The organism is Mesorhizobium sp. B283B1A (assembly GCF_020165735.1).
GTDB lineage: Bacteria > Pseudomonadota > Alphaproteobacteria > Rhizobiales > Rhizobiaceae > Mesorhizobium > Mesorhizobium opportunistum.
Genome location: NZ_JAIUIQ010000017.1, coordinates 38,921 through 62,034, shown reverse-complemented (window position 1 = coordinate 62,034; position 23,114 = coordinate 38,921). Strand labels below are relative to the sequence as shown.

Annotated in this window: 21 protein-coding genes and 1 riboswitch; of the genes, 16 read left to right on the top strand and 5 right to left on the bottom strand. The window is 64.7% G+C overall.

Annotation, left to right across the window (positions count from 1 at the left end):
- Positions 1-40 precede the first annotated feature (40 nt).
- The 10 genes from LB577_RS16585 to LB577_RS16540 all read left to right on the top strand — a co-directional run bounded on the left by LB577_RS16585 (position 41) and on the right by LB577_RS16540 (position 13,059).
- Positions 41-1,063: an ABC transporter substrate-binding protein gene (locus LB577_RS16585; RefSeq protein ID WP_023764630.1), complete on the top strand. Its 1,023-nt coding sequence runs from the start codon at positions 41-43 to the stop codon at positions 1,061-1,063.
- A 68-nt stretch (positions 1,064-1,131) separates the two neighbouring features.
- Positions 1,132-3,606: an ATP-binding cassette domain-containing protein gene (locus LB577_RS16580; protein WP_224687511.1), complete on the top strand. Its 2,475-nt coding sequence runs from the start codon at positions 1,132-1,134 to the stop codon at positions 3,604-3,606.
- Positions 3,603-4,634: an ABC transporter permease gene (locus LB577_RS16575; protein ID WP_224687510.1), complete on the top strand. Its 1,032-nt coding sequence runs from the start codon at positions 3,603-3,605 to the stop codon at positions 4,632-4,634. Before LB577_RS16580 ends, LB577_RS16575 begins: the two co-directional genes overlap by 4 nt.
- Positions 4,635-4,745: 111 nt before the next feature.
- A complete protein-coding gene (locus tag LB577_RS16570; protein WP_224687509.1) occupies positions 4,746-5,573 on the top strand; it encodes a phosphogluconate dehydrogenase C-terminal domain-containing protein in 828 nt (275 codons plus the stop codon).
- Positions 5,574-5,849: 276 nt separating this feature from the next.
- Positions 5,850-6,791 carry a D-ribose ABC transporter substrate-binding protein gene (locus LB577_RS16565; protein ID WP_013896812.1) on the top strand — a complete coding sequence of 314 codons (942 nt, stop codon included), beginning with the start codon at positions 5,850-5,852 and terminating at the stop codon, positions 6,789-6,791.
- Positions 6,792-6,868: 77 nt separating this feature from the next.
- The gene (locus tag LB577_RS16560; RefSeq protein WP_224687508.1) at positions 6,869-7,531 is read left to right on the top strand and encodes a DUF2291 family protein; all 663 of its coding nucleotides are present in this window, start codon (positions 6,869-6,871) and stop codon (positions 7,529-7,531) included.
- Positions 7,528-9,123, top strand: coding sequence for a sugar ABC transporter ATP-binding protein (locus tag LB577_RS16555; protein WP_224687507.1), 1,596 nt, complete (start codon positions 7,528-7,530; stop codon positions 9,121-9,123). The genes LB577_RS16560 and LB577_RS16555 overlap by 4 nt, the downstream gene beginning before the upstream one ends.
- The gene (locus LB577_RS16550; RefSeq protein WP_224687506.1) at positions 9,123-10,187 is read left to right on the top strand and encodes an ABC transporter permease; all 1,065 of its coding nucleotides are present in this window, start codon (positions 9,123-9,125) and stop codon (positions 10,185-10,187) included. The genes LB577_RS16555 and LB577_RS16550 overlap by 1 nt, the downstream gene beginning before the upstream one ends.
- A 2-nt stretch (positions 10,188-10,189) precedes the next feature.
- Positions 10,190-11,224 (top strand): Gfo/Idh/MocA family protein, encoded by a 1,035-nt coding sequence (locus tag LB577_RS16545; RefSeq protein ID WP_224687505.1) that lies wholly within the window; start codon positions 10,190-10,192, stop codon positions 11,222-11,224.
- A complete protein-coding gene (locus tag LB577_RS16540; RefSeq protein ID WP_224687504.1) occupies positions 11,221-13,059 on the top strand; it encodes a hypothetical protein in 1,839 nt (612 codons plus the stop codon). Before LB577_RS16545 ends, LB577_RS16540 begins: the two co-directional genes overlap by 4 nt.
- 6 nt (positions 13,060-13,065) lie before the next feature.
- On the opposite strand, the gene LB577_RS16535 is transcribed toward LB577_RS16540, so the two are convergent.
- Positions 13,066-13,779, bottom strand: a complete 714-nt coding sequence (locus LB577_RS16535) for a transcriptional regulator NanR (RefSeq protein ID WP_013896818.1) — start codon at positions 13,777-13,779, stop codon at positions 13,066-13,068.
- A gap of 187 nt (positions 13,780-13,966) precedes the next feature.
- Here LB577_RS16535 and oiaX point away from each other — a divergent pair, with 187 nt between their 5' ends.
- Together oiaX and LB577_RS16525 are read left to right on the top strand one after the other, a co-directional pair.
- The gene (oiaX, locus tag LB577_RS16530; protein ID WP_224687503.1) at positions 13,967-15,217 is read left to right on the top strand and encodes a 3-oxo-isoapionate-4-phosphate decarboxylase OiaX; all 1,251 of its coding nucleotides are present in this window, start codon (positions 13,967-13,969) and stop codon (positions 15,215-15,217) included.
- An 8-nt stretch (positions 15,218-15,225) separates the two neighbouring features.
- Positions 15,226-16,548: a four-carbon acid sugar kinase family protein gene (locus tag LB577_RS16525; RefSeq protein ID WP_224687564.1), complete on the top strand. Its 1,323-nt coding sequence runs from the start codon at positions 15,226-15,228 to the stop codon at positions 16,546-16,548.
- Between the two features lie 18 nt (positions 16,549-16,566).
- Here the strand turns inward: LB577_RS16525 and LB577_RS16520 are convergent, their stop codons facing one another.
- The gene (locus LB577_RS16520; protein ID WP_224687502.1) at positions 16,567-17,379 is read right to left on the bottom strand and encodes a class I SAM-dependent methyltransferase; all 813 of its coding nucleotides are present in this window, start codon (positions 17,377-17,379) and stop codon (positions 16,567-16,569) included.
- Between the two features lie 156 nt (positions 17,380-17,535).
- The gene (locus tag LB577_RS16515) at positions 17,536-18,075 is read right to left on the bottom strand and encodes an Lrp/AsnC family transcriptional regulator (protein WP_224687501.1); all 540 of its coding nucleotides are present in this window, start codon (positions 18,073-18,075) and stop codon (positions 17,536-17,538) included.
- A 48-nt stretch (positions 18,076-18,123) separates the two neighbouring features.
- Between LB577_RS16515 and LB577_RS16510 the strand changes: the two genes are divergently transcribed.
- From LB577_RS16510 to dhaL, 4 genes are all read left to right on the top strand, one after another.
- Positions 18,124-19,314 carry an MFS transporter gene (locus tag LB577_RS16510; RefSeq protein ID WP_224687500.1) on the top strand — a complete coding sequence of 397 codons (1,191 nt, stop codon included), beginning with the start codon at positions 18,124-18,126 and terminating at the stop codon, positions 19,312-19,314.
- A 57-nt stretch (positions 19,315-19,371) separates the two neighbouring features.
- Positions 19,372-19,586, top strand: a riboswitch (FMN riboswitch).
- Positions 19,587-19,662: 76 nt separating this feature from the next.
- A complete protein-coding gene (locus tag LB577_RS16505; protein WP_224687499.1) occupies positions 19,663-20,136 on the top strand; it encodes a 6,7-dimethyl-8-ribityllumazine synthase in 474 nt (157 codons plus the stop codon).
- Between the two features lie 68 nt (positions 20,137-20,204).
- Positions 20,205-21,218: a dihydroxyacetone kinase subunit DhaK gene (locus LB577_RS16500; protein WP_224687498.1), complete on the top strand. Its 1,014-nt coding sequence runs from the start codon at positions 20,205-20,207 to the stop codon at positions 21,216-21,218.
- A gap of 14 nt (positions 21,219-21,232) precedes the next feature.
- Positions 21,233-21,868 (top strand): dihydroxyacetone kinase subunit DhaL, encoded by a 636-nt coding sequence (gene dhaL, locus LB577_RS16495; RefSeq protein ID WP_224687497.1) that lies wholly within the window; start codon positions 21,233-21,235, stop codon positions 21,866-21,868.
- On the opposite strand, the gene LB577_RS16490 is transcribed toward dhaL, so the two are convergent.
- Together LB577_RS16490 and LB577_RS16485 are read right to left on the bottom strand one after the other, a co-directional pair.
- Positions 21,865-22,305 carry an RpiB/LacA/LacB family sugar-phosphate isomerase gene (locus LB577_RS16490; protein WP_140572736.1) on the bottom strand — a complete coding sequence of 147 codons (441 nt, stop codon included), beginning with the start codon at positions 22,303-22,305 and terminating at the stop codon, positions 21,865-21,867. The two genes, dhaL and LB577_RS16490, sit on opposite strands and share 4 nt — an antisense overlap.
- A 34-nt stretch (positions 22,306-22,339) precedes the next feature.
- Positions 22,340-23,098, bottom strand: a complete 759-nt coding sequence (locus tag LB577_RS16485) for a triose-phosphate isomerase (protein WP_224687496.1) — start codon at positions 23,096-23,098, stop codon at positions 22,340-22,342.
- Positions 23,099-23,114: the final 16 nt, after the last annotated feature.

Here is a 23,114-nt window from a genome sequence, read left to right as displayed (position 1 = left end):
AAGCCGACCATGCTGGCCGGTGTTTTTGGGAGGAAGTATCATGAAGTTTGCAATCGTAGCGGCGCTTGCCAGCGCCGCGCTGGGGAGCGTGTTCGCACTGCCGGCAATGGCGTCTCCGGACGCACCGGTGATCGCACTGACCAACGCCTATTACGGCAACACCTGGCGGCACCAGATGGTGGAGGCTTTCGAGGCCTCGGCCAAGGAAGCAAAGGCCGCTGGACAGATTTCCGACTACATCGTCATGAATGGCGACGGCTCGGTGGCGCAGCAGAACAGCCAGATCGCCGAACTGATCCTGAAGAAGGTCGACGTGCTTGCGGTCGATGCAGCCTCGGAAACCGCGGTCAACGGCATCATCGAGAAAGCCTGCAAGGCCGGCATCATCGTCGTGTCCTTCGATTCCGTCGCTTCGGCGCCTTGCAACTACCAGCTCAACTTCGACTTCAAGGGCTACAAGGCAACCCAGGCCGAGGCCGTCTTCAAGATGCTCGGCGGCAAGGGCAACGTCATCCAGGTGCGCGGCGTCAAGGGCTCGGCCCCCGACAACGACATGTTCAACGCCCAGCAGTCGGTGCTGGCGAAATATCCCGATATCAAGGTTGTCGCCACGGTCTATGGCCAGGCGACCGCCTCGGTCGCGCAGGCAGCCATCGCCAATGTCCTGCCCTCGCTGCCGCATGTTGATGCGGTGCTCGGCCAAGGCGGCAGCGACGATGTCGGCATCGCCCAGGCCTTCGTCCAATATGGTGGCGACTATGCTGGCAAGATGCCGATCATCGAAGGCGGCGGCGGCACCGATTTCGTCAAATGGTGGGCCGACGAGAATACCAAGAACGGCTACCAGACGGTCTCGATGAACACCACGCCCGGCATTGGCGGCGCCGCGTTCTGGCTCGGACTGTCGCTGCTCAAGGGCGCCAAGGCACCCAAGATGATGATCATGCCGGTGGCGACGGTCGACGCCAGCAATCTCAAGGAGTATGCCAAGCTGCCGGGCGGCCAGATCATCAGCCCCAGCTATTCGCTCGACTGGGTCAAGCAGAACCTCTTGAGCAAGTAACGCGACCAGCACAATGGATCGGGCGCCGAAGGTCGCCCGGTCCATGGCCGTGAAGAAACGGAGGACGAATGTCCCATCTTGCCGTTGCCGATCAGAAGGGTGCAGCCATGGCGCCCGCCGCCTTGATCCGGCAGGAAATCGTCTCGCTTTCACAGATCACCAAGAGTTTCGGGCCGACGCTGGCGAATGCCGAGATCGACCTCGCCATTTCGGCTGGCGAGATCATCGGCCTCGTCGGCGGCAACGGCGCCGGCAAGTCGACGCTGATGCGCATTCTTTGCGGCACGATGTGGCCAACGCTGGGCTCGATCTCGTTCGCCGGCCAGGCGCTGAGCTTCGCCGGCTACGACACGGCGGAAGCGCAGCGGCGCGGCATCCGCATGGTGCACCAGGAACTGTCGCTGTGCGCCAACCTCTCCGTGGCCGAGAACTTCTTCCTGGAAACACCCGCGGACGCGGCGAGCCGGCCAGGCTGGCGGACGCTTTACAGGGCCCGCGCGCGCTCGGCGCTGGATGCGGTGTTTCCCGGCAACGGCATCGATGTGGATGCCGAAATCGGCCAGCTCTCCATCGCCGAGCGGCAGATGGTCGAGATCGCCCGCGCCGCCGCCACTCCCGGCGTCAGGCTCATCGTTCTCGATGAGCCGACCTCCTCGCTCGATCTCGATCGCTCCAAGCAGTTGCGGGCTTTCATCCGCGAGCGGGCCAAGGCGGGGCTGGCCTTCATCTTCATCAGCCACAAGCTGAAGGAGATCATCGACATCGCCACACAGGTGGTGGTGCTGCGCAATGGGCGCACCGCCTGGCGCGGCGACGTGGCGGATACCTCGATCGAGCGCCTGGTGCAGCTCATGGGCGGCGACGCCAATCCGGTCCACCAGCACGGCGCTGCCGCCGTCGGCAGCCGAGGCGCGCTGGTGCGCCTGTCCGGAGACCTGATATCCGAGCTCGGCCGCGACATCGAGATCTTGCGCGGTGAAATCGTCGGACTGGCTGGGCTCGAGGGCAGCGGCCAAAAGGAGCTGCTGCATGCCATCTTCGAGCCCGGAAAGGATGGCGCCGTCACCAAGACAGGCGAAGCCGGCTTCATTGCCGGCGACCGCCAGAAGGAAGGCGTATTTCCCCTCTGGAGCGTGCTGGGCAACATTTCCATCGGCAGCCTCGCCCGGCGTCCGGCGCTGGGCCTGGTCTCGGATCGAGTCAACCGCGAAACCGCGGCCGACGCCGCCGGCCGGCTACGGCTCGACGAAAGCCGCTTCGGGTCCAACATACTGGAGCTGAGCGGCGGCAATCAGCAGAAGGCGCTGGTGGCCCGCGCTCTCGTCGCCGACACGCCGATCATCCTGCTCGACGATCCTACGCGCGGCGTCGACATCGCCACCAAGCAGGATTTCTACCGGCTCTGCAACGACATCGCGCGCAGCGGACGGACCCTCGTCTGGCACACGACCGAGGACGCCGAGCTGTTGGCCTGCGACCGCGTGCTGGTCTTTGCCGGCGGTCGCGTCGTCAAGGAACTGACCGGCGCGGCGATCACGGAGGCGGCGATCGTCGGGGCATCCTTCGCCCAGCAAACCGACAAGCGCGCCGATGCCACGCAAGGCAGTGCCGGCGCGGCCGGACTTGCCCGCAGGCTGGTGAACGCAGCCCCCTTCATCGGTCTCGCCGCCGTGCTGGCGGTGATGATCTCGGCCAACCCGGCGGTCGCCTCGATCTTCGGGCTCGACCTGCTGCTGATGCCGGCGCTGTCTCTGGTGCTGGTGACGGCAGCGCAGATGTTCATCGTCGGCGGCAGCGAAATCGATCTCGGCGTCGGCGCTTTCGCTGGCCTGGTCAGCGTGCTCAGCGCCACGCTGCTCTACGATCAGCCATGGCTCGGTGCGCTGGCGCTTTTGGCGGCGGTCGCCGCCTATGCCGGTCTCGGCGGGCTGATCCAGGCGCGCAAGATCCCGGCCATCGTCGTCACGCTCGGCGCGTCCTTCATCTGGGTGGGGCTGGGCTATGCGCTGCAGCCCACGCCTGGCGGCGCCAGCCCTGAATGGCTGACCGCTCTGTTCGGCTGGTCTCTCGACTTCCTGCCAACGTCCATCATCCTCATCGCCGCGGTCGCCCTGGTGGTCTTGGTGATCGACCGGCTGCCGCTCGGCGTGGTGCTGCGCGGCTTCGGCAACAACCCAACGGCGATGATCCGATCGGGCTGGTCGCCGACGCGCTACGCGCTGGTGCGCTATCTCATCGCCGGGTTGTTCGCGGCCGCCGCGGGGCTGTCGCTGACGGCGATCAACACGGCAAGCGATATCAATTCCGGCAATTCCTTCACACTGCTCAGCGTCGCCGCCGTAGTGATGGGCGGCTGTTCGCTGCTCGGCGGCATCGTTTCTCCGGTCGGCGCCATCGCCGGCGCGGTGACGCTGTCGCTGATCGGCGCGCTGCTCGGCACGCTCAATGTGAGCAGCGACTACAACGCCGCGACGCAAGGGCTGATCCTCATCGCGCTCCTGACGCTGCGCGGCCTGACCGCGGACCGCCGGAGCGAACAATGAACGCGCTGTCCGCCTTCACGTTCTGGGCGCAGAGGAACCGCTGGATCTGGGCGGCGATCGGGGTGCTGCTGCTCTGGCTGGTGCTCTCGGTGGTCACCAACCGGTTCAGCCTCTCCAGCCTGTCGGGCATCATACTGTCGGCATCGTTCATGACGGTCATCGGCATCGGCCAGATGTTCGTCGTCACCACCGGACGCGGCAACATCGACCTTTCCGTCGCTTCGGTGATCACGCTCAGCGCCTTCGTCGCGCTGCTCACCATCAAAGGCCAGGATGCCAACCTTGCCATTGGCGTGGTCGCCGCCGTCCTGCTCGGCCTCGCGGTCGGGCTGCTCAATTCGCTGCTCGTCGTCGGCCTCGGCATTCCGGCCATCATCGCCACGCTGGCGACCGGTTATGTGCTGGCGACCGCGACGCTCTTGTCGAACAAGGCAATCCCCGGCTTTGCCGTCAGCCCAGCGCTGAAGAGCCTGGCGACGGGCCGCATTTCGGGTGTTCCGATCATGGCCGTCATTGCCATCCTTGGCGTGATGGCCACTTCCTTCGTGCTGCGCTACACAGTGTTCGGGCAGGTCCTGTCGGCGGTCGGCCAGAACCGGACCGCCGCCCGGCTCGCCGCCATCAAGAACGGCCGGGTGATCGCGGCGGCCTTCATCATCTCGTCGGTGTTGGCCTCGCTCGATGGGCTGCTGCTCGGGGCCTATATCGGCGGCGCTTTCCTTGAAATGGGCCAACCCTATCTGCTGCAGTCGATCGCCGCTGTCGTGCTTGGCGGCACGCTGATCTTCGGCGGTTCGGCGACCGCGCTCGGCACCCTGTTCGCCAGCATCCTGCTGATCCTGATCGTGACCACCATGCAGATCATCGGGCTGCCTCCCGGTGCCCAGGATATCGTCCAGGGCATCGTCGTCATCTTCGTGCTGGCGCTGGCTGGCCGACAGGCCTTGGCGCGGCGCACTTCCGTTGATGTCACCGATGGCGCGGCAGCGAACACACAACCAGGCGCCGCCACACCCCTGCCGAAGTGACCAACACAGACCAATGATTTTCTCTTGCCAAATTGTGGTAGAGTGATCATACCAGTATGTAAGATGACGATCGCGCGACGGTCGCCTGTTTGATCAAGGAGCAAGGGCCAGATGACGACGATTGCGCTATTCGGTGCGGGTGGGAAAATGGGCTACCGCCTGGCGACCAATTTTCGCGGCTCGGACTACACGATCCGCCATGTCGAGATCAGCGAGGCCGGCAAGGAGCGCCTGAAGACCGGGCTGGGCATCGACACGATCGGGGTCGACGAGGCGCTCAAGGGTGCCGAGGTCGTGATCCTGGCGGTGCCGGACACGCATATCGGCAAGGTCGCCACCGGCATCGAAAGCAAGCTTGCCCCGGGCACGATGGTGATCGTGCTCGATGCCGCGGCACCCTTCGCCGGCCACCTGCCTGACCGTGCCGATCTTACCTATTTCGTCACCCATCCCTGTCATCCGCCGATCTTCAACGACGAGACCGACATGGCCGCCAAGAAGGACTTCTTCGGCGGCGTCAAGGCCAAGCAGCATTTCGTCAGCGCCCTGATGCAAGGGCCGGAGGACGACTACGCCAAGGGCGAGAAGATCGCCCAGATCATCTGGGCGCCGGTGATGCGCTCGCACCGCGTGACGGTCGAACAGATGGCGCTGCTGGAACCCGGCCTTTCGGAGACGGTATGCGCTTCGCTGCTCGTCGTCATGAAGGAAGCCCTCGACGAGGTCGTGGCGCGCGGCGTCGACCGGCAGGCGGCGCTCGATTTCCTGCTCGGCCACATGAATGTGCTCGGCGCCGTCATCTTCGGCGAGACCAAGGGCGTGTTCTCCGATGCCTGCAACAAGGCGATCGAGTTCGGCAAGCCGGTGCTGATGCGCGACGACTGGAAGCGGGTCTTCGAACCGCAGGAGATCGCCGCCAGCATCCAGCGCATCACCTGAAGGAAATGGCGACCGCTTAGATACAGATCACCTGAATTAGTGGTTGACTCATCATACCAGTTGGCTTTAGCTGTTCGTGGGCTCGGATCGATCATGCTTCGCTGAAAATTCGAAGCCGGTGCGAGTGGAGGACGGCGGGGAGCGAGAGCAGTTCGGATGACAGCCGGCAAAAGGCTTTTGAGCCCGGGCGGCACGCTGCCTGCATGGCCAAGACGAATTCAAATGCAGACGATGGCCTCGATCGATCGAGGCACGGTTTTTCAACGGGAGGACTTCATGAAACTTACACGCAGAATGACGCTTGCGGCTTTCGCCGGCGTATTGGCACTCGGCACCGCGGCACCGGCCTTCGCGGCCGACCTGATCGCCATCATCACTCCCTCGCACGACAATCCGTTCTTCAAGGCGGAGGCCGTCGGCGCCGAGGCAAAGGCCAAGGAGCTTGGCTACGACACATTGGTGCTGGTCCATGATGACGACGCCAACAAGCAGTCCGAGCTGATCGACACCGCGATCGGCCGTGGCGCCAAGGCGATCATCCTCGACAATGCCGGCGCCGATGCCACCGTCGCCGCCGTGCAGAAGGCGAAGGACGCTGGCATTCCTTCCTTCCTGATCGACCGCGAGATCAACGCCACCGGCGTCGCCGTGGCGCAGATCGTCTCCAACAACTACCAGGGTGCCCAGCTCGGCGCGCAGGAGTTCGTCAAGCTGATGGGCGAGAAGGGCAATTTCGTCGAGCTGGTCGGCAAGGAATCCGACACCAATGCCGGCATCCGCTCCAAGGGCTATCATGACGTCATCGACGACTATCCGGACCTGAAGATGGTCGCGCAGCAGTCGGCCAACTGGAGCCAGACGGAAGCCTATTCCAAGATGGAATCGATCCTGCAGGCCAATCCGGACATCAAGGGCGTTATCTCCGGCAATGACACGATGGCGATGGGTGCCTATGCGGCGCTGGCCGCGGCAAACCGCAAGGATGTCATCGTCGTCGGCTTCGACGGCTCGAACGACGTGCGCGACTCCATCACCTCCGGCGGCATCAAGGCCACGGTGCTGCAGCCGGCCTACGCCCAGGCGCAGATGGCGGTCGAGCAGGCCAACGACCTCATCAAGAACAAGAAGTCGCCCGAGAAGGAAAAGCAGCTGATGGACTGCGTTCTCGTCAATGGCGACAATGCCGCCAAGCTTGAGACATTCGCTCTGAAGAACTGAGCCGGCGCAACGCAAACAGCGAGGGGCGAGCCTAAGGTTCGTCCCTCGCCTTCATTTCACTGGGATGCTTGACCGCGATGCTGAACAAGCCGACCTGGCCAGTCAAGGCGATCTGGCCGATCCTTGCCCTGACCGCCAGCATTGGCCTCGGCGCCTGCAAAATCCTGCCGACGCCGTCGGCGAAAGGCGACGCCAACGCGTCGGCCTTCAACCCGGACAAGATGGTCGAAGACATCTGGGCTTCGAAGGTCATCCCTTATCTCAGTCAGAAGGCCGGGCCGTTCGCCGAAGTCCATGCGCTGGCGAAGACGGATCAGGCGGCGGCCGGCGCCAAATACGGCAACCCCAAGAAGCAGGCGAATTCGCCATGGACCTTCGCGGTCCGCGTCGAAGGCAAGATTGTCGCGGCCAACACGCAGTCCCGCGCGGGCACGATGGATATCGACGTCGACGGCGATGGCAAGGCGGATGCACGCGTCCAGATCGGGCCGGCAATGCGCGGAACGGCGTTGCGCGACAGCCTCGATTTCGTCCAGTTCAACGACTTCACCAACCAGATCGACTTCGCCCAGTTCGGCAAGGCGTTCAACGCCCATGCTGACAAGGCCGTGCTTTCCAAGCTGCCGCGCGAGGCGCTGGAAGGCCGTACCGCCAAGGTGCTTGGCGCCTATACGATCGAAAGCGGCCAGGACCTGCCCTTGGTGACTCCGGCGGAGGCCGAGATCGGACCCAAGCCATGAGCACGGCGGCCGATCACGAAATCATCCTGAAGCTGGAGGACGTCTCGAAGGTCTATGCCGGAACCGTCGCGGTCAAGCAGGCCAATTTCGAGGTGCGCAAGGGCGCGGTCAATGTTCTGGTCGGCGAAAACGGCGCCGGCAAATCGACATTGATGAAGATCATCGCCGGCGTCGAGCAGCCGACGGCCGGACGCATCCTGCTCGACGGCAACGAAGTCTCGTTCTCGTCCTCCGGTGACGCGGTGAACCGCGGCATCGGCATGGTGTTCCAGGAACTGAACCTGTTCGGCAACATGACCGTCGCCGAGAACATTTTCGCCACCCGGGAGATCACCAACCGGTTTCGCAAGATCGACCGCAAGGAGCAGGAAAGGCGCGCGGGCACATTCCTCGAGCGGCTCGAGGCCGGGATACGGCCGGATATGCTGGTCGAGGATCTGCGCATCGGCCAGCAGCAGCTTGTCGAGATCGCCAAGGCGGTTTCGCTCGATGCGCGCATCCTGATCATGGACGAGCCGACCTCGGCACTGAGCGCCGCCGAAGTCGAGATCCTGTTCAAGGTGATCGCCGACCTCAAGTCGCGCGGCGTGGCGATCGTCTATATCTCGCACCGGCTGGAGGAGCTGATCCGCATCGGCGACTACATCACCGTGCTGCGCGACGGCCGCATCACCGGCCAGGAGGAGATGAGAAACGTCGACACGCAGTGGATCGTGCGGCAGATGATCGGCTCGGACGCCAAGGATTTCGCCAAGGCCGACGACCATTCGCCGGGCGAGGAAATCTTCCGCGCCGAGGACATCTGCCTGCCGCGCGCCACCGGCGGACTGGCGGTCGACCACGTCTCGCTGTCGCTGCGTGCCGGCGAGATCCTCGGCATCTACGGGCTGATGGGCGCCGGGCGCAGCGAGTTGTTCGACTGCATCATGGGCCGCCACGGCCATGCCAGCGGCAACATCTTCATCGACGGAAAACAGGTTCGGGAACGCGATACGACGCGCCGCATCCGGCGGGGTCTGGCGCTGATCCCGGAGGACCGGCAGCGCGAGGGCCTGGTGTCGATCCTCTCCGTCGCCAGCAATCTGACGCTGGCAAGCCTGTCGCGCTTCGTCAGACTGTTCCACATCCGCGGCGCCGCCGAACGCCAGGCCGTCGCGCAGATGGTGCGGGAACTGGCGATCAAGGTCGCCGATCCGGCGCAGGAGGTCTCGTCGCTGTCCGGCGGCAACCAGCAGAAAGTGGTGATCGGCAAGGCGCTGCTCACCGGACCCAAGGTGCTTCTGATGGATGAGCCCAGCCGCGGCATCGATGTCGGCGCCAAGGCCGACGTCTTTCGTACCATGCGCAAACTGTCGCGCGATGGGCTCGGCATCCTCTTCGCCACGTCCGATCTCGATGAGGTGATGGCGCTCTCCGACCGGATCGCGGTGATGAGCAATGGCAAACTGACCGGCATGTTCGAGCGCGCCGAGGCGACCGAGGCCGCGATCGTCGCCGCATCGGCGCTCGGCCACGGACCTGTCCCCGCACATCCTGCCCCCGCAGATCTTGCCCCCATACATCTTGCCCCCGCACATGGAGAGCAACGCTGATGACTGACATTCCGGCCAGGGCGGCTCATTCGTCGGCCGCCAGCGGTTCCGCACTGCTGACGCTGATGAAACTCAGGACCTTCATCGCGCTGATTGCCGTGCTGGTGTTCTTCTCGATCGCCGCGCCGAACTTCCTGTCGGCGGCCAATTTGATCCTGATGGCCAAGCACGTTGCGCTCAACGCCTTCCTGGCCATGGGCATGACCTTCGTCATCATCACCGGCGGCATCGATCTTTCGGTCGGCTCGATCGTCGGCCTGTGCGGCATGGTGGCCGGCTATCTCGTGCTCAACGGCATCGACCTGCACATCGGCTACACCATCTATTTCAACGTTCTCGAGATCGCCCTGATCACGCTGGCGGTCGGCATCCTGATCGGCGCCGTCAACGGATTGCTGATCACCAGATTAAACGTCGCGCCCTTCATCGCCACGCTGGGCGTGCTCTATGTGGCGCGCGGCCTGGCGCTGCTGTCGTCGGACGGGCGCACCTTCCCCAATCTGGTCGGCAAGCCGGAACTCGGCACCACGGGCTTCGGCTTCCTCGGCGCCGGCCGGCTCGTCGGCCTGCCGGTGTCGATCTGGATCCTGATCGTGGTGGCGCTGGGTGCCGCCTATCTCGCCAGATACACCCCGCTCGGCCGCCACATCTTCGCCGTCGGCGGCAACGAGCGCGCGGCACGGATCTCGGGCGTGCGCGTCAACATGGTCAAGATGTTCGTCTACATGTTCTCCGGCTTCTGCGCGGCGATCGTCGGCCTGATCATCTCGTCGGAGCTGATGGCCTCGCATCCGGCGACCGGCGAAAGCTTCGAGTTGAATGCCATCGCCGCGGCGGTGCTTGGCGGCACCTCGATGTCGGGCGGCCGCGGCACAATCGGCGGCACCATCGTCGGTGCCTTCGTCATCGGTATCCTGTCGGACGGGCTGGTGATGATGGGTGTGAGTTCCTTCTGGCAGATGGTGATCAAGGGCCTGGTCATCATCGTCGCGGTGGTCGTCGACCAGGCGCAGCGCCGGCTTCAGCAGCGCGTCACGCTGATGCAGATGGCAAAGGCGGGCTGATCATGACGGAATTGCGTGGAGCGCTGATCGGCTGCGGCTTCTTCGCCGTCAACCAGATGCATGCCTGGCGCGACATCGAGGGCGCCTCGATCGTCGCCATCTGCGACCGCGATCCCGAACGGCTCCGGATCGTCGGCGACCAGTTTGGCATTTCCAGGCGCTACACCGATGCGGCGGCGATGTTTGCTGGCGAGACGCTCGACTTCGTCGACATCGCCACGACCGTCGGCAGCCACCGGCCGCTGGTCGAGATGGCGGCCGCCAACCGCATTCCGGTGATCTGCCAGAAACCATTCGCGCCGACGCTCGCCGACGCCAAGGCGATGGTCGCGGCCTGCGCCAAGGCCGGCGTGCCGCTGATGGTGCACGAGAATTTTCGCTGGCAATCACCGATCCAGGCGGTGCGCGCCGTGCTCGACAGCGGCGAGATCGGCACGCCCTTCTTCGGACGCATCTCCTTCCGCTCCGCCTATGACGTGTTTTCCGGCCAGCCTTACCTGGCGACCGGAAAACGCTTCATCATCGAGGATCTCGGCATCCACATCCTCGACATCGCCCGCTTCCTGTTGGGCGACGTATCGAGCCTCACTGCCCGCACCGCGCGCATCAATCCCGCCATTGCCGGCGAGGATGTCGCCACGATGCTGATGGACCACGAGAGCGGCGCCACCTCGGTGGTCGACTGCAGCTATGCGACAAGGCTCGCCGTCGAGCCGTTTCCCGAAACGCTGATCGAGATCGACGGCAGCGACGGCACGATCCGGCTGGCTCAGGGCTACCAGCTCACCGTCACCGGCAAGAGCGGCACGACGGTGAAGGACATTTCGCCGCCACTGCTCGCCTGGGCATCGCGGCCATGGCACAACATCCAGGAAAGCGTGCTGGCGATCCAGCGGCACTGGGTCGACTGCCTTGTCGGCGGCAAGGAGCCAGCGACCTCGGGCGCCGACAATCTCAAGACGTTCGCGCTGGTCGAGGCTGCCTATGCCGGCGCCGCGAGCCGCGAACCGGTGCGGATGGACGGGCTGCTGAAATGAGCGTGGATGGCTTCCTCCTCTGCGGCACACGCGCGGCGGAAGCCAGGCCGGTCCGGCTCAGCGCCGGCCCGCTCAGCGCCGATTTCGTCAACGGCAATCTGCGCACCATCCGCCATGGCGACACCGAGGTGCTGCGCGCCATCGCCTATATCGTGCGGGACCGCGACTGGGGCACCTACGAACCCGTGCTGGCGGACTTGACCATCGACCAGGGCGCCGATGCTTTCTCCGTCGGCTATACGGCAAGCTGCACCGGACCGGGCGAAAGCCGGCTCGCCTTCCGCGCCACCATCAAGGGATCGGCCGACGGCCGGCTGGTGTTCGACGTCAGCGCGGTGCCCGAAAGCGATTTCGAGACCAACCGCTGCGGCTTCTGCATCCTGCATCCGATCGCGGAGCTTGCCGGCAGCCCGGTGAGGATCGAGCATACCGACGGCAGCGTGGTGGATACGATACTGCCCGACCTGATCGACCCCTGGCAGCCTTTCAAGGATTTGCGCGCCATCACGCATGCGGTGCGGCCCGGCCTCACCGCCGAGTGCCGGATGGAAGGCGACACATTCGAGATGGAGGACCAGCGCAACTGGTCCGATGCCTCCTACAAGACCTATGTCCGGCCGCTGGCGCTGCCCTGGCCCTATGTGCTGCCGGCGGGGGAACCTGTGCGCCAGACCGTCAGCCTGCGCATTGCGGGCGACGCCAGGCCTTCGGCCACGGCTTCGGGCAATGAACCGGTCCGCATCGAGCTTGGCGAAGCCGGACCTACACTGCCCGATATCGGCGTGGTCATTTATCCCGAGGATGTGGAGGCAACGCTGGCGAACCTGCCGATGCTGTCGAAGCTCGGCCCGCAGCAGCTTTTGCTCCACTACGACCCGACGCGCGGCCACGGGCTGGACGCCTTGCGCGCCCATGCCCGGCTTGCCGCCGCTTGCCCCGCTGCAACGACCCTCGAATGCGTTGTCGCCGGCGCCGGCGATCTCGATGCCGAACTCGCAGCGGTCGCCGACATGGTGCGCCAGGCGGGCCTGCGGCTCGACGCCGTCGCGGTATCGCCTTCGGTCGACCGGCAGTCGACACCGCCGGGCAGCGCCTGGCCGGCATGCCCGCCGCTCGAGGATGTCTACGCCGCCGCCCGCCGCGCCTTTCCCGATATCCGTCTCGGCGGTGGCATGTTCAGCTATTTTACCGAGCTCAACCGCAAGCGCGTTCCGGCCGGGCTGCTCGATTTCGTCACCCACTGCACCTGCCCGATCGTGCATGCCGCCGACGATCTCAGCGTCATGCAGTCGCTGGAGGCCTTGCCGTTCATCACCCGGTCGGTGCGGGCGATCTTCGGCGACAAGCCCTACCGGATCGGGCCGTCCACCATCGCCATGCGGCAGAACCCCTATGGCGGCGCGACCAAGGACAATTTTGATGGCCAGCGCATCGCCATGGCCAATCGCGATCCGCGTCATGCGGCCCAGTTCGCCGCCGCGTGGACGATCGGCTATGCCGCGGGCGTCGCGCCGGCCGGACTAGAGATGCTGACGCTGTCCGGCTTCACCGGGCCGTTCGGCGTGCTGGCGGCATCCGGGGAACCTGCCGCCGAGGGATCGCCGCGGCCGATCTTCCAGGCTATCTCCGCGCTTTGCGGACTGGCTGGGCTCGCGCATGTTGCCGCGAAAACGAGTGACGAGACGCGTGTGCTGGCGCTGGCCGGGCGCTCGACCTCGGGCGAGACCGTCGCATGGCTGGCCAATCTGACGGCGGACGATGTCCCGGTCGATGCTTCCGCGCTTGGCGAGGACCGTCTCGTCATGCCGCCCTACGGGATTGCCAGGATTGGTTAGGCAAGCCTACTTCTCGGAATTCATCACATAGAGCGCGCGCGAGCGTTCGAGATGCTTGATCATCGCCTTCTCGGCGCCGTCGGCATCCTTGTGCTCGATGCGGTCGATGATCTCCTCGTGCTCGGTCAGCGTGTACTTTTCCTTGCCGGTCCAGATCAGCATCTCAGTATGGTATTCCTTCAGCCAGCCGAGCATCGCCTCGCTGACGGCGACATAGATCGGGTTGCCCGAAATCGCCGCGATACGGCTGTGAAATTTCATGTCGGCGGAAATGAAGGCTTCCGAATTGCCACGTGCGCCGCGCTGCTCGGCAACGGTTTCCTTGAGCTGCTGCACATCCTCGGCGGTGGCCCTTTCGGCGGCCTCCTTGACCATGCCGCGCTCGAAGAAGATGCGCGCGCTCTTCAAATGCTCGAGCGTGTCCTTCGACGAAGACAGGATGATCTTGGCCGCACCGTCGACCTGTCTGATGATCGACTTGGCGGTCAGCTGCAGCACCTTGGCCCGCTCGCCATGCGAGATGGCGACAAGGCCCATATTGCTCAACGCCTGCATGGCCTCGCGGATCGCAGGCCGGCCGACCTCGAAGCGCTCCATCAATTCGCGCTCCGACGGCATGTCATCACCCGGCTGCAATTCGCCGCTGGTGATCAGCCGCTTCAGCCTTGCAAAGACTTCGTCGGAAAGCTTGCGCCGGACGATCGGTTCCGAACGGTTCATCGCCGCGAATCACTCCCTTGCCCCGATTCCTGTGTAGCATTCCGGGCAGGACTATCGGAATGCCTGCCCTTAACCGACGCCCGTCGCGGCAGCCGGGATATTTGCTTGCAATACTTATGTACTCATTATACCAGATTTCATTCGCAACGAAACTTTTTTCGAACCTTTTCGACCCGGTCCATCCATCATGATCACCCTCACCTATCGCATCGAAACCTCAGGCAGCATAGAAGCCCTGGCGGCCAAGATCGCCAGCGACCAATCGACCGGCACCTTTGTCGCGCTGCCCGGCGAAACCGAAGAGCTGAAGGCGCGTGTGGCGGCACGGGTGACAGCGATCCGGCACCTGCCCGATGCGGAGCAGCCATCCATTCCCGAGGACGGCACCGGGCCTTTCAGGCGGGCCGATGTCGATATCGCCTTTCCGTTCGATGCCATCGGCACCGACCTCTCGGCGCTGATGACCATCGCCATCGGCGGCACCTATTCGATCAAGGGCCTGTCGGGCATCCGCGTCGTCGACATGAAGCTGCCGCAAGAATTCAAGGGCGCCCATCCGGGGCCGCAATTCGGCGTCGCCGGCAGCCGCAGGCTGACCGGTGTCGAGGGCCGTCCGATCATCGGCACCATCGTCAAGCCGGCGCTGGGCCTGCGACCGCACGAGACGGCCGCCATGGTCGGCGAACTGATCGCCGCCGGCGTCGATTTCATCAAGGACGACGAGAAGCTGATGAGCCCGGCCTACTCGCCGCTGGAGGAGCGGGTGAAGGCGATCATGCCGCTGATCCTCGACCACGAGCAGAAGACCGGCAAGAAGGTGATGTATGCTTTCGGCATCTCGCATGCCGACCCGGACGAGGTGATGCGCAACCACGATATGGTGCTCAAGGCCGGCGGCAATTGCGCGGTCATCAACATCAACTCCGTCGGCTTCGGCGGCATGGCCTACCTCAGAAAGCGCTCCGGCCTGGTGCTGCATGCCCACCGCAACGGCTGGGACATCCTGACCCGCCATCCCGGCCTCGGCATGGACTTCAAGGTCTGGCAGCAGTTCTGGCGGCTGCTCGGCGTCGACCAGTTCCAGATCAACGGCATCGCCTCGAAATACTGGGAGCCGGACGCATCTTTCATCGCCTCCTTCGAGGCGGTGACGACGCCGCTGTTCTCGCCTGATGATTGCTCCCTGCCGGTCGCGGGTTCCGGTCAGTGGGGCGGACAGGCGCCCGAGACCTACGAGCGCACCGGGCGCACGGTCGATCTGCTCTATCTCTGCGGCGGCGGCATCGTCAGCCATCCGGACGGCCCGGGTGCTGGCGTGCGCGCCGTCCAGCAGGCCTGGCAAGCCGCCGTCGAGGGCATTTCCTTGGCGGACTACGCAAGCAGCCATGTCGAACTGGCGCGCTCGATCGAGAAGTTCGGCGACGGCAAGGCCGCGTGAGCAAGGTCATGCAGAACCTGCTGCTCAGCTACTATGGCGACGACCTCACCGGCTCGACCGACGTCATGGAGGCACTCGAACTCGGCGGCGTGCCGACGGTGCTGTTCATGCGCCAGCCCGACCAGCCCTTGCTGGCGCGATTTTCGCATTGCCGCGCCATGGGACTGGCGGGCACCAGCCGCAGCGAAACGCCGCAATGGATGGACGAGAACCTGGCGCCAGCCTTCGAGTGGCTGAGAGGGCTCGAGGCGTCGGTTTGCCACTACAAGATCTGCTCGACCTTCGATTCCAGCCCGACGATCGGCAGCATCGGCCGCGCCATAGAAATCGGCAGGGGTGTCTTCGGGCAGAAGGCCGTGCCGGTGGTTGTCGGGGCTCCGCAACTCAAGCGCTATACAGCGTTCGGGAACCTCTTCGCTGCATTCCGCGGCGACTATTTCCGCATCGACCGGCACCCCGTCATGAGCCGGCATCCGGTGACGCCGATGAACGAGGCGGATCTGCTCCTCCATCTGTCTCACCAGACCGGTCTCGCTTCCGGCCTTGTCGACCTGGCGGCATTGCAGGCCGACGATCTTCCCCAACGGGTCAACCAGGCCTTGCAAAACAGGGCAATCGTCCTGTTCGACGTCGAGAGCCGCCAGACGCAGAAGCGCGTCGGCGAACAGGTCTGGCGCATGTGCGAAAAAGAGCATGGTTTCGTCGTCGGATCCTCCGGCATCGAGTATGCCCTGCTCGCCGAATGGGCAGACAAAGGCATCGCCACGGGGCATGCGTCCTTCACATCGCCCGGTCCGGTGGACCGGCTCGCCGTGGTCTCGGGCAGTGTGTCGCCGACCACGGAGAAGCAGATCCGTTTCGCGCTCGCCCATGGGTTCGACGGCATCCAGATGGACGCAATGCAGTTGGTCTCGGAGGGCGCCGGCGAAGCGATCGAGCGCGCCGTCGCCAGCGGATTGTCGAGCCTGGCGGCGGGGCGCAGTGTCATCCTCTACACCGCGCTCGGTCCCCAGGCCGATCGCAGTGCCGAGATCGACCATATCGAAGGCGCACGCAACAGGCTGGGACGGGCGCTGGGAACCATCCTGCGCCGGCTGGTGGCGACAGAAAAACTCAAGCGCGCGGTGATCGCCGGCGGCGACACGTCGAGCCATGCGCTGGGACAATTGTCCATCGATGCGCTGACCGTGCGCATGCCGTTGCCGCAATCGCCCGGCTCACCGCTTTGTCTCGCCCATGGCGGCGGCGAGATCGACGGGCTCGAAATCGCGCTGAAGGGCGGTCAGGTCGGCACCGACGCCTATTTCGAGACGATCCGGCTGGGAAGCTAGAGCACGCTCGATGGCAGACTAAGCCAGGGCCACGATCACGTGAGCCTGGATTTTGGCGGCGACCTCGCCGCTGCCATGCCTTTCCGCGATCGCGGCCGCGGCATAGTCGGTAGCGGCTTCCAGTTTTCCGGCGTCCCTGGCCTCGATTTCGCTGCGAAGAACCGTACCCTTGCAATAGGCAACGGCCGGCAGGCGCGGCGAGGATGCACGGCTCTGTTCGGCTCTCGTCTCGATCACCACATGGGAGAAACCCGCGTCTTCCAGGTCGCGGCGGATCAAGGCCGTATCGTGATAGCCATGGGGTGTGCGCGCCAGAAAGCGCGGCGGATCGTCCGGAAAAATCCTTGCGAGAGCATTCGTCACATCATCGGCAAATACGTTCTCCTCGATGCGATCCCAGACGTTGAACAGGAAGTGTCCGCCGGGCTTCAGCACCCGCCTCGCTTCGCGGTAGGCGGCTGAGCGGGTGGGAAAGAACATGGCTCCGAACTGGCAACAGACGACATCGAAGGCCGCATCCTCGAACGGCAGCGCCATGGCATCCGCCTGGCGCCATGTGATGCGATTGTCGGGAGCTTGTCGCGAAGCGGCGTAGTCGAGCATGGGCTGGTTGAGGTCGCTCACGACATAGCTTGCGTCGGGGGACAGTTTTGGCGCCAATGCGCGGGTGACCACCCCGGTGCCCGCGGCGATTTCCAGGACCGCGCCGGGCGACAGGGCCGCTGCCCGCAGTGCCAGATCGGCGGCGAAAGGTTCGAAAATCAACGGCACCATATAGCGGTCGTAGTTTTCCGGGATCGAACCGGTAAAGGCCTTGTCCGTTTCCAACATTGCTATCCCCCGCTGTCGGTTTGAAACCTCGCGAGACCAGCATGCGATTGTCCCTCTGCGGCGCAATCGCTGGGAGCCGACCTGCTTCAGCCCTTGTCTTACCACGCCCGCGACCTGGTCGCGACAGGCTTGCGCTGGGCGTCAACGAGCCCAGACCTAGTATAGCGGCCGGCTCATATGTTGGGGCGTTGGCCATTGCGTGGTGACGCCGGGCTGCACCGGCCGCTCGAGATAGGTCGACAGCACTACGTAGCTGCGCGTCGAGGTGACGCCAGGCGTTTCATAGAGACGCGACAGCAATCCTTCGAGCGCCCTCGGATCCTCGGTGCGGACCTTGAGCAGCACGCAGGTGTCGCCGGCGACGGTGTGGATCTCCTCGACTTCCGGATATTGCGAGATCGCCATCAGTTCCGGCGTCTTGCCCCAGCCCTTGGTGTCGATATGCACGAAGGCGAGCAGCGGTTTCCGCACCGCATTGGGGTCGATGATGACAGCCGTGCCGCGGATGGCGCCGCTGCGCCGCAGGCGCTTGACCCGCTCATGGGCGGCGGGCGGCGAAAGGCCGACACGGTCACCCAGTTCGGCGTAGCTGACCGTGGCGTCCTCGACGAGAACGCCTAATATTTTTCGGTCGATCGCGTCGACATCACGGGGTGCTGGCCTGTTCCGCCGAATGCCATCTGTTTCTTCATCCATGTCGACAATCCCGATTGCTACAGAATTCAATACGGCCATTATGTTGATATGTCGAACAGTGATCAAGCCACGACCTTCGCAGCCGAGGCCCGGCCGCCAATCCCGGCGCTGGCCTATCTTTTGACCGGGTGCATCGCCGTGATCGGCTCGAACTCGCTGGTCCTTGGTCCGATTGCACCGGCCGTGGCCGCGTCGTTCGCAACCAGTGTCCCGGCCGTGATGGCTGCTGCGGCCGCGTTTGGCCTGGGCACCTCGGCAAGCGCCCTGTTCCTGGCCCGCTACATCGACCGCCTCGGCGCACGCCGGATGCTGCAGGGGGCTTTGCTGCTGCTGGCGCTGGCACTTGTCGCGAGCGCGGCGGCGCCGACGGTGGTCATGCTGGTCGCGGCACAGCTGGTTGCCGGCATCGCCGCCGGCGTCGCCATGCCGGCGATCTACGCCAGCTCGGCGGCGATCGCGCCGCCCGGCCGCGAAAGCGGGACGATCGGCGTCGTGCTCACCGGATGGACGCTCAGCATGGTGGCCGGCGTTTCGCTCTCGGCCGTGCTTGCCGATCTCGTGCATTGGCGCGCCGTCTTCGCCGCCGTCGCGCTCCTCGCAATGCTTGCACTGGCTGGTCTCACCATGACGTCGCTGAGCGACATCAGGAAGAGCGGCCCGGCGCCAGCGCCGCTGGCCGCACTCGGCATTCCCGGCATTGTGCCGCTTCTCGTCGCCTGCGCGGCCTTCATGACCGCCTTCTACGGTGTCTATGGCTACCTCGGCGACCACCTGCACAGCGGGTTGGGCAAGCCGGTGAGCGCCAACGGGTGGGCCGCGCTCGCCTATGGCATCGGCTTCGGCACGGCTGCTCTCCTCGATGGCGTGATCGATCGCCTCGGCGCCCGTCGCGTCATGCCGTTCGCCTATCTGCTTGTCGCCATCGTCTACGTCGCCATTGCCGCGACGAGCGACAGTTTCGGGCTGACCATAGCCATGGTCGCGGTGTGGGGACTTGCCAACCATTTCGGGTTGAATGTGCTGGTGATGCGCCTCTCCGCGCTCGATCCCTCGCGGCGCGGCACGATCATGGGCCTGAACAGCGCGGTGACCTATCTGGCGGTCTTTGTCGGCACGACCGGCTTCGGCCCGCTCTATGCCACCTTCGGTTTTGCCATCTGCGCGATGATCGCGGCATTGCTCATGCTGGTTGCCGCCTCGGCGGCGGCATGGCGCACGCGCCACTCGAGCAGCACCTGATAGGCCAGCGCGTTGGCGCGGTTGACAGCCGCCCCCTGCCCTTTCATACAAAGCCGTCAATGTTCTCAGGGCGGGGTGAAAGTCCCCACCGGCGGTAGGGGTTTCGACCCGAGCCCGCGAGCGCTTTCCAGTCCACGCGCCAATGCGTGGATTCTTAGGTGCTAGAGCGTCCTTTACGCGTCCAAGAGGACGCGTGGCGCTCTAGTGGAAAGGTCAGCAGATCCGGTCTGATTCCGGAGCCGACGGTATAGTCCGGATGAAAGAGAACGAACGAAAGACGGACCGCCTCGGCGGGCCGGATTTTGTATCGTGCGTCCTGATTCTGGTTCGAAACGGAAGGATGGACCCATGAATCAGCATTCCCACAAAGACTATGAAACTGTTCGCATCGCCGTCATTCGCGCGCGCTGGCATGCCGATATCGTCGACCAGTGCGTCGCGGCCTTCGAGTCGGAGCTTTCCGCGCTTGGCGACGGACGCTTTGCCGTCGATGTCTTCGACGTGCCCGGCGCCTACGAGATCCCGCTGCACGCCAAGACCCTGGCCCAGACCGGCCGCTATGCGGCGATCCTGGGCACGGCGTTTGTCGTCGATGGCGGCATCTACCGGCATGAGTTCGTCGCCGGCGCCGTCATCGACGGCATGATGAACGTGCAGCTGTCGACCGGCGTGCCGGTGCTTTCGGCGGTGCTCACGCCGCACAACTACCACGACAGCGCCGAGCATCAGCGCTTCTTCTTCGAGCACTTCACCGTCAAGGGCAAGGAAGCGGCCAATGCGTGCGTCCAGATCCTGGCGGCCCGGGAAAAGATCGCGGCATGAAATGTTCGCAGCCGGGTGGAAATCGCGATAACACCCGGTAGTATTTGCGAAATGCCGAATTCGGGAGGATGCCGGTGCAGACCAAGAAGATCATCAATGACGGCAACCGTTCCGTCGACGAGATGCTCGAAGGGATCCTCGCCGCGCATCCTCGCCACCTCAGGAGCGCGGATGGCAGCCCGCGCTCGATAATCGCCCGCGACGGGCCGCGGCCCGGCAAGGTCGGGCTGGTGATCGGTGGCGGCTCGGGCCACGAGCCGACCTTTCTCGGCTTTGTCGGCAGGGGACTGGCGGACGCGGCGGCCATCGGCAATGTCTTTGCCTCGCCACCACCCGATCCGATCCTGGAATGCGCCAAGGCGGTGAGCGGCGGCGCCGGCGTCTTGTTCATGTACGGCAACTATGCCGGCGACGTGATGAATTTCGACATGGCGGCCGAGATGGCCGGCATGGACGACATCGAGGTACGGACCGTGCTGACCACCGATGACGTCGCTTCGGCACCGCGCGATCAGCGGGACAAGCGCCGCGGCGTCGCCGGCAATTTCTTCATCTTCAAGGCAGCCGGCGCGGCCTGCGACCGGATGCTCTCCTTCGACGAATGCGAGCGCATCGCGCGCAAGGCCAACGACCACACCTTCACCATGGGCGTGGCGCTGTCGCCCTGCTCGCTGCCGCAGACAAGGCGGCCGAATTTCGAGATCGGCGCCGACGAAATGGAGATCGGCATGGGCATCCACGGCGAACCCGGCATCGCGCGCGGCAAGCTCCGGACCGCCGATGAGATCACCGACGAGATGCTGGACAGGATCCTCGCCGAGATGTCGCCTTCGCGCGGCGGCAAGGTCGCGGTGCTGGTCAACTCGCTCGGCTCGACGCCGCTGATGGAGCTCTACATCATGAACCGCCGGGTCAAGCAGAGGCTCGATGACATCGGTGTTTCCATCCACGCGACCTGGGTCGGCAATTACTGCACGTCGCTGGAAATGGCCGGCGCATCGGTGACCTTGATGCATCTCGACGGCGAGCTGCAGACCATGCTCGACCACCCTTGCGACTGCGCCATGTTCCGCGCCGGCTGACGAAAGAGCGATCCGTGACCATCGATGCCGCCGACCTGAAAAGAATGTTCGATGAGATCGCAACGGCGATCGAGGCCGACAAGGACCGGCTCTGCCTGCTCGACGGTGTCATTGGCGACGCCGATCACGGCATCGCCATGGCGCTTGGTTTCGGCGCCGTGCGCGATGCGCTGGCATCGCTCGACCTCGCCGCTGTCGAGCCGACCGCGCTGCTCAACGGCGCGGCGAAGTCGTTCCTCAATGCGGTCGGCGCTTCCTCAGGCCCGCTCTATGCGACGGCCTTCATGCGTGCGGCTGCCGCCGTCAAGGGCAAGGCGACGCTGACGGACGCCGAATTCATCGCCCTGTTCCAGGCCATGGCACAGGGCATCAAGGATCGCGGCAAGGCCGAACCTGGCGAAAAGACGATGATCGATGCCTGGCAGCCAGCGGCCGAAGCGGCCGGGGCCGCGCATGCTGCCGGCAAGACGCTGTCCGAAAGCCTGGCCGCCGCCCTTGCCGCGGCTGAGTCTGGTGCTGAAGCGACCAAGGACATGGTCGCGACCAAGGGCCGCTCGGCCCGGCTCGGTGAACGCTCGCTCGGGCACATGGACCCGGGTGCGGCCTCGGCGGTCACCGTCATCGGCGCGATGACGAAGGCTTTGGCTTAAGCCTTCGTGGCGTCGAGCCTGTTTATGGCCTGGACATTGCCGGCCGACGGTCCCTTCTCGTCGAACTCGGAAGCGAGCCAGGTATCGACGATAGCCTTGGCCAGTTCCGGGCCGATGACGCGCGCGCCCATGGTGATGATCTGCGCGTTGTTGGATTTGGCGGCGCGTTCGGCCGAATAGGTGTCGTGGGTGAGTGCGGCGCGGATACCCGGCACCTTGTTGGCCGAGATCGAAACGCCGATGCCGGTGCCGCAGAACAGGATCCCGCGATCGTTGTCGCCGTCGACGATCGTCTGGGCGAGCTTTTGCGACAGGTCGGCGTAGTAGCCGGCCTGGCTGAGGTCGCTGACGGTGAGCCCGGGCTTGGTCGCCAGATGTGCGGCGATGACATCGAGCAGCGGCTTGCCGGCGCTGTCGGCTCCAATGGCTATTTTCATGATCGTGTCCTTTCTTTACTGGATGCGGTTTGATTCAGATCGCGGCCGAGGCGCGGCCGAGGATGTCGATGTAGCCTTGCGCCTGCCAAGCGGAGCGGCCGATGAAGAGCCCGTCGACATTCGGCTGGCCAATCAGTTCGGCGGCATTGCCGGGATTGACGCTGCCGCCATAGAGCACCGGCGGGATGGACGGCAGCAGGCCACCGGCCACGGTCTTGATCAGTCCCTGCTGTTTGTCGGCATAGTCGGAGCTGGCTGGAATGCCCTTGTCGCCGATCGCCCAGACCGGCTCGTAGGCGAACAGGATTTTCGCGCCCTTCCCTTCCTCTTCGAGGAATTGCAGCGCCCCCTCGACTTGCCTGGCCAGCACCGCATCGGCCTCGCCGCTTTCGCGCTCGGCCAGCGTCTCGCCGACGCAGATCAGCGGGATCAACCCGTGTTTTACGGCCGCCGCCGTCTTCAGGCCGACGGTGCGATCGGTCTCGCCAAAATGCTCGCGCCGTTCGCTGTGGCCGAGTTCGACCAAATCGAGCCCGCAATCGGTCAGCATCACGGGTGAAATCTCGCCGGTCCAGGCGCCGGCATCGGCCCAATGCATGTTCTGGGCGCCGACCTTGACCCGCGTCGAGGACAGCGCCTGCGTGACCTCGCGCACTGCGGTGAATGGCGGGATGACGAAGGGTTGGATGCGGTCATCGAAACCAGGGACGAACCCGGCCAGGATCGCGGCGAATTCCATCGCCTCGGTGAGCGTCTTGTTCATCTTCCAGCTTGTACCGACCCAGTAAACCACGCTTACCGCTCCTTGC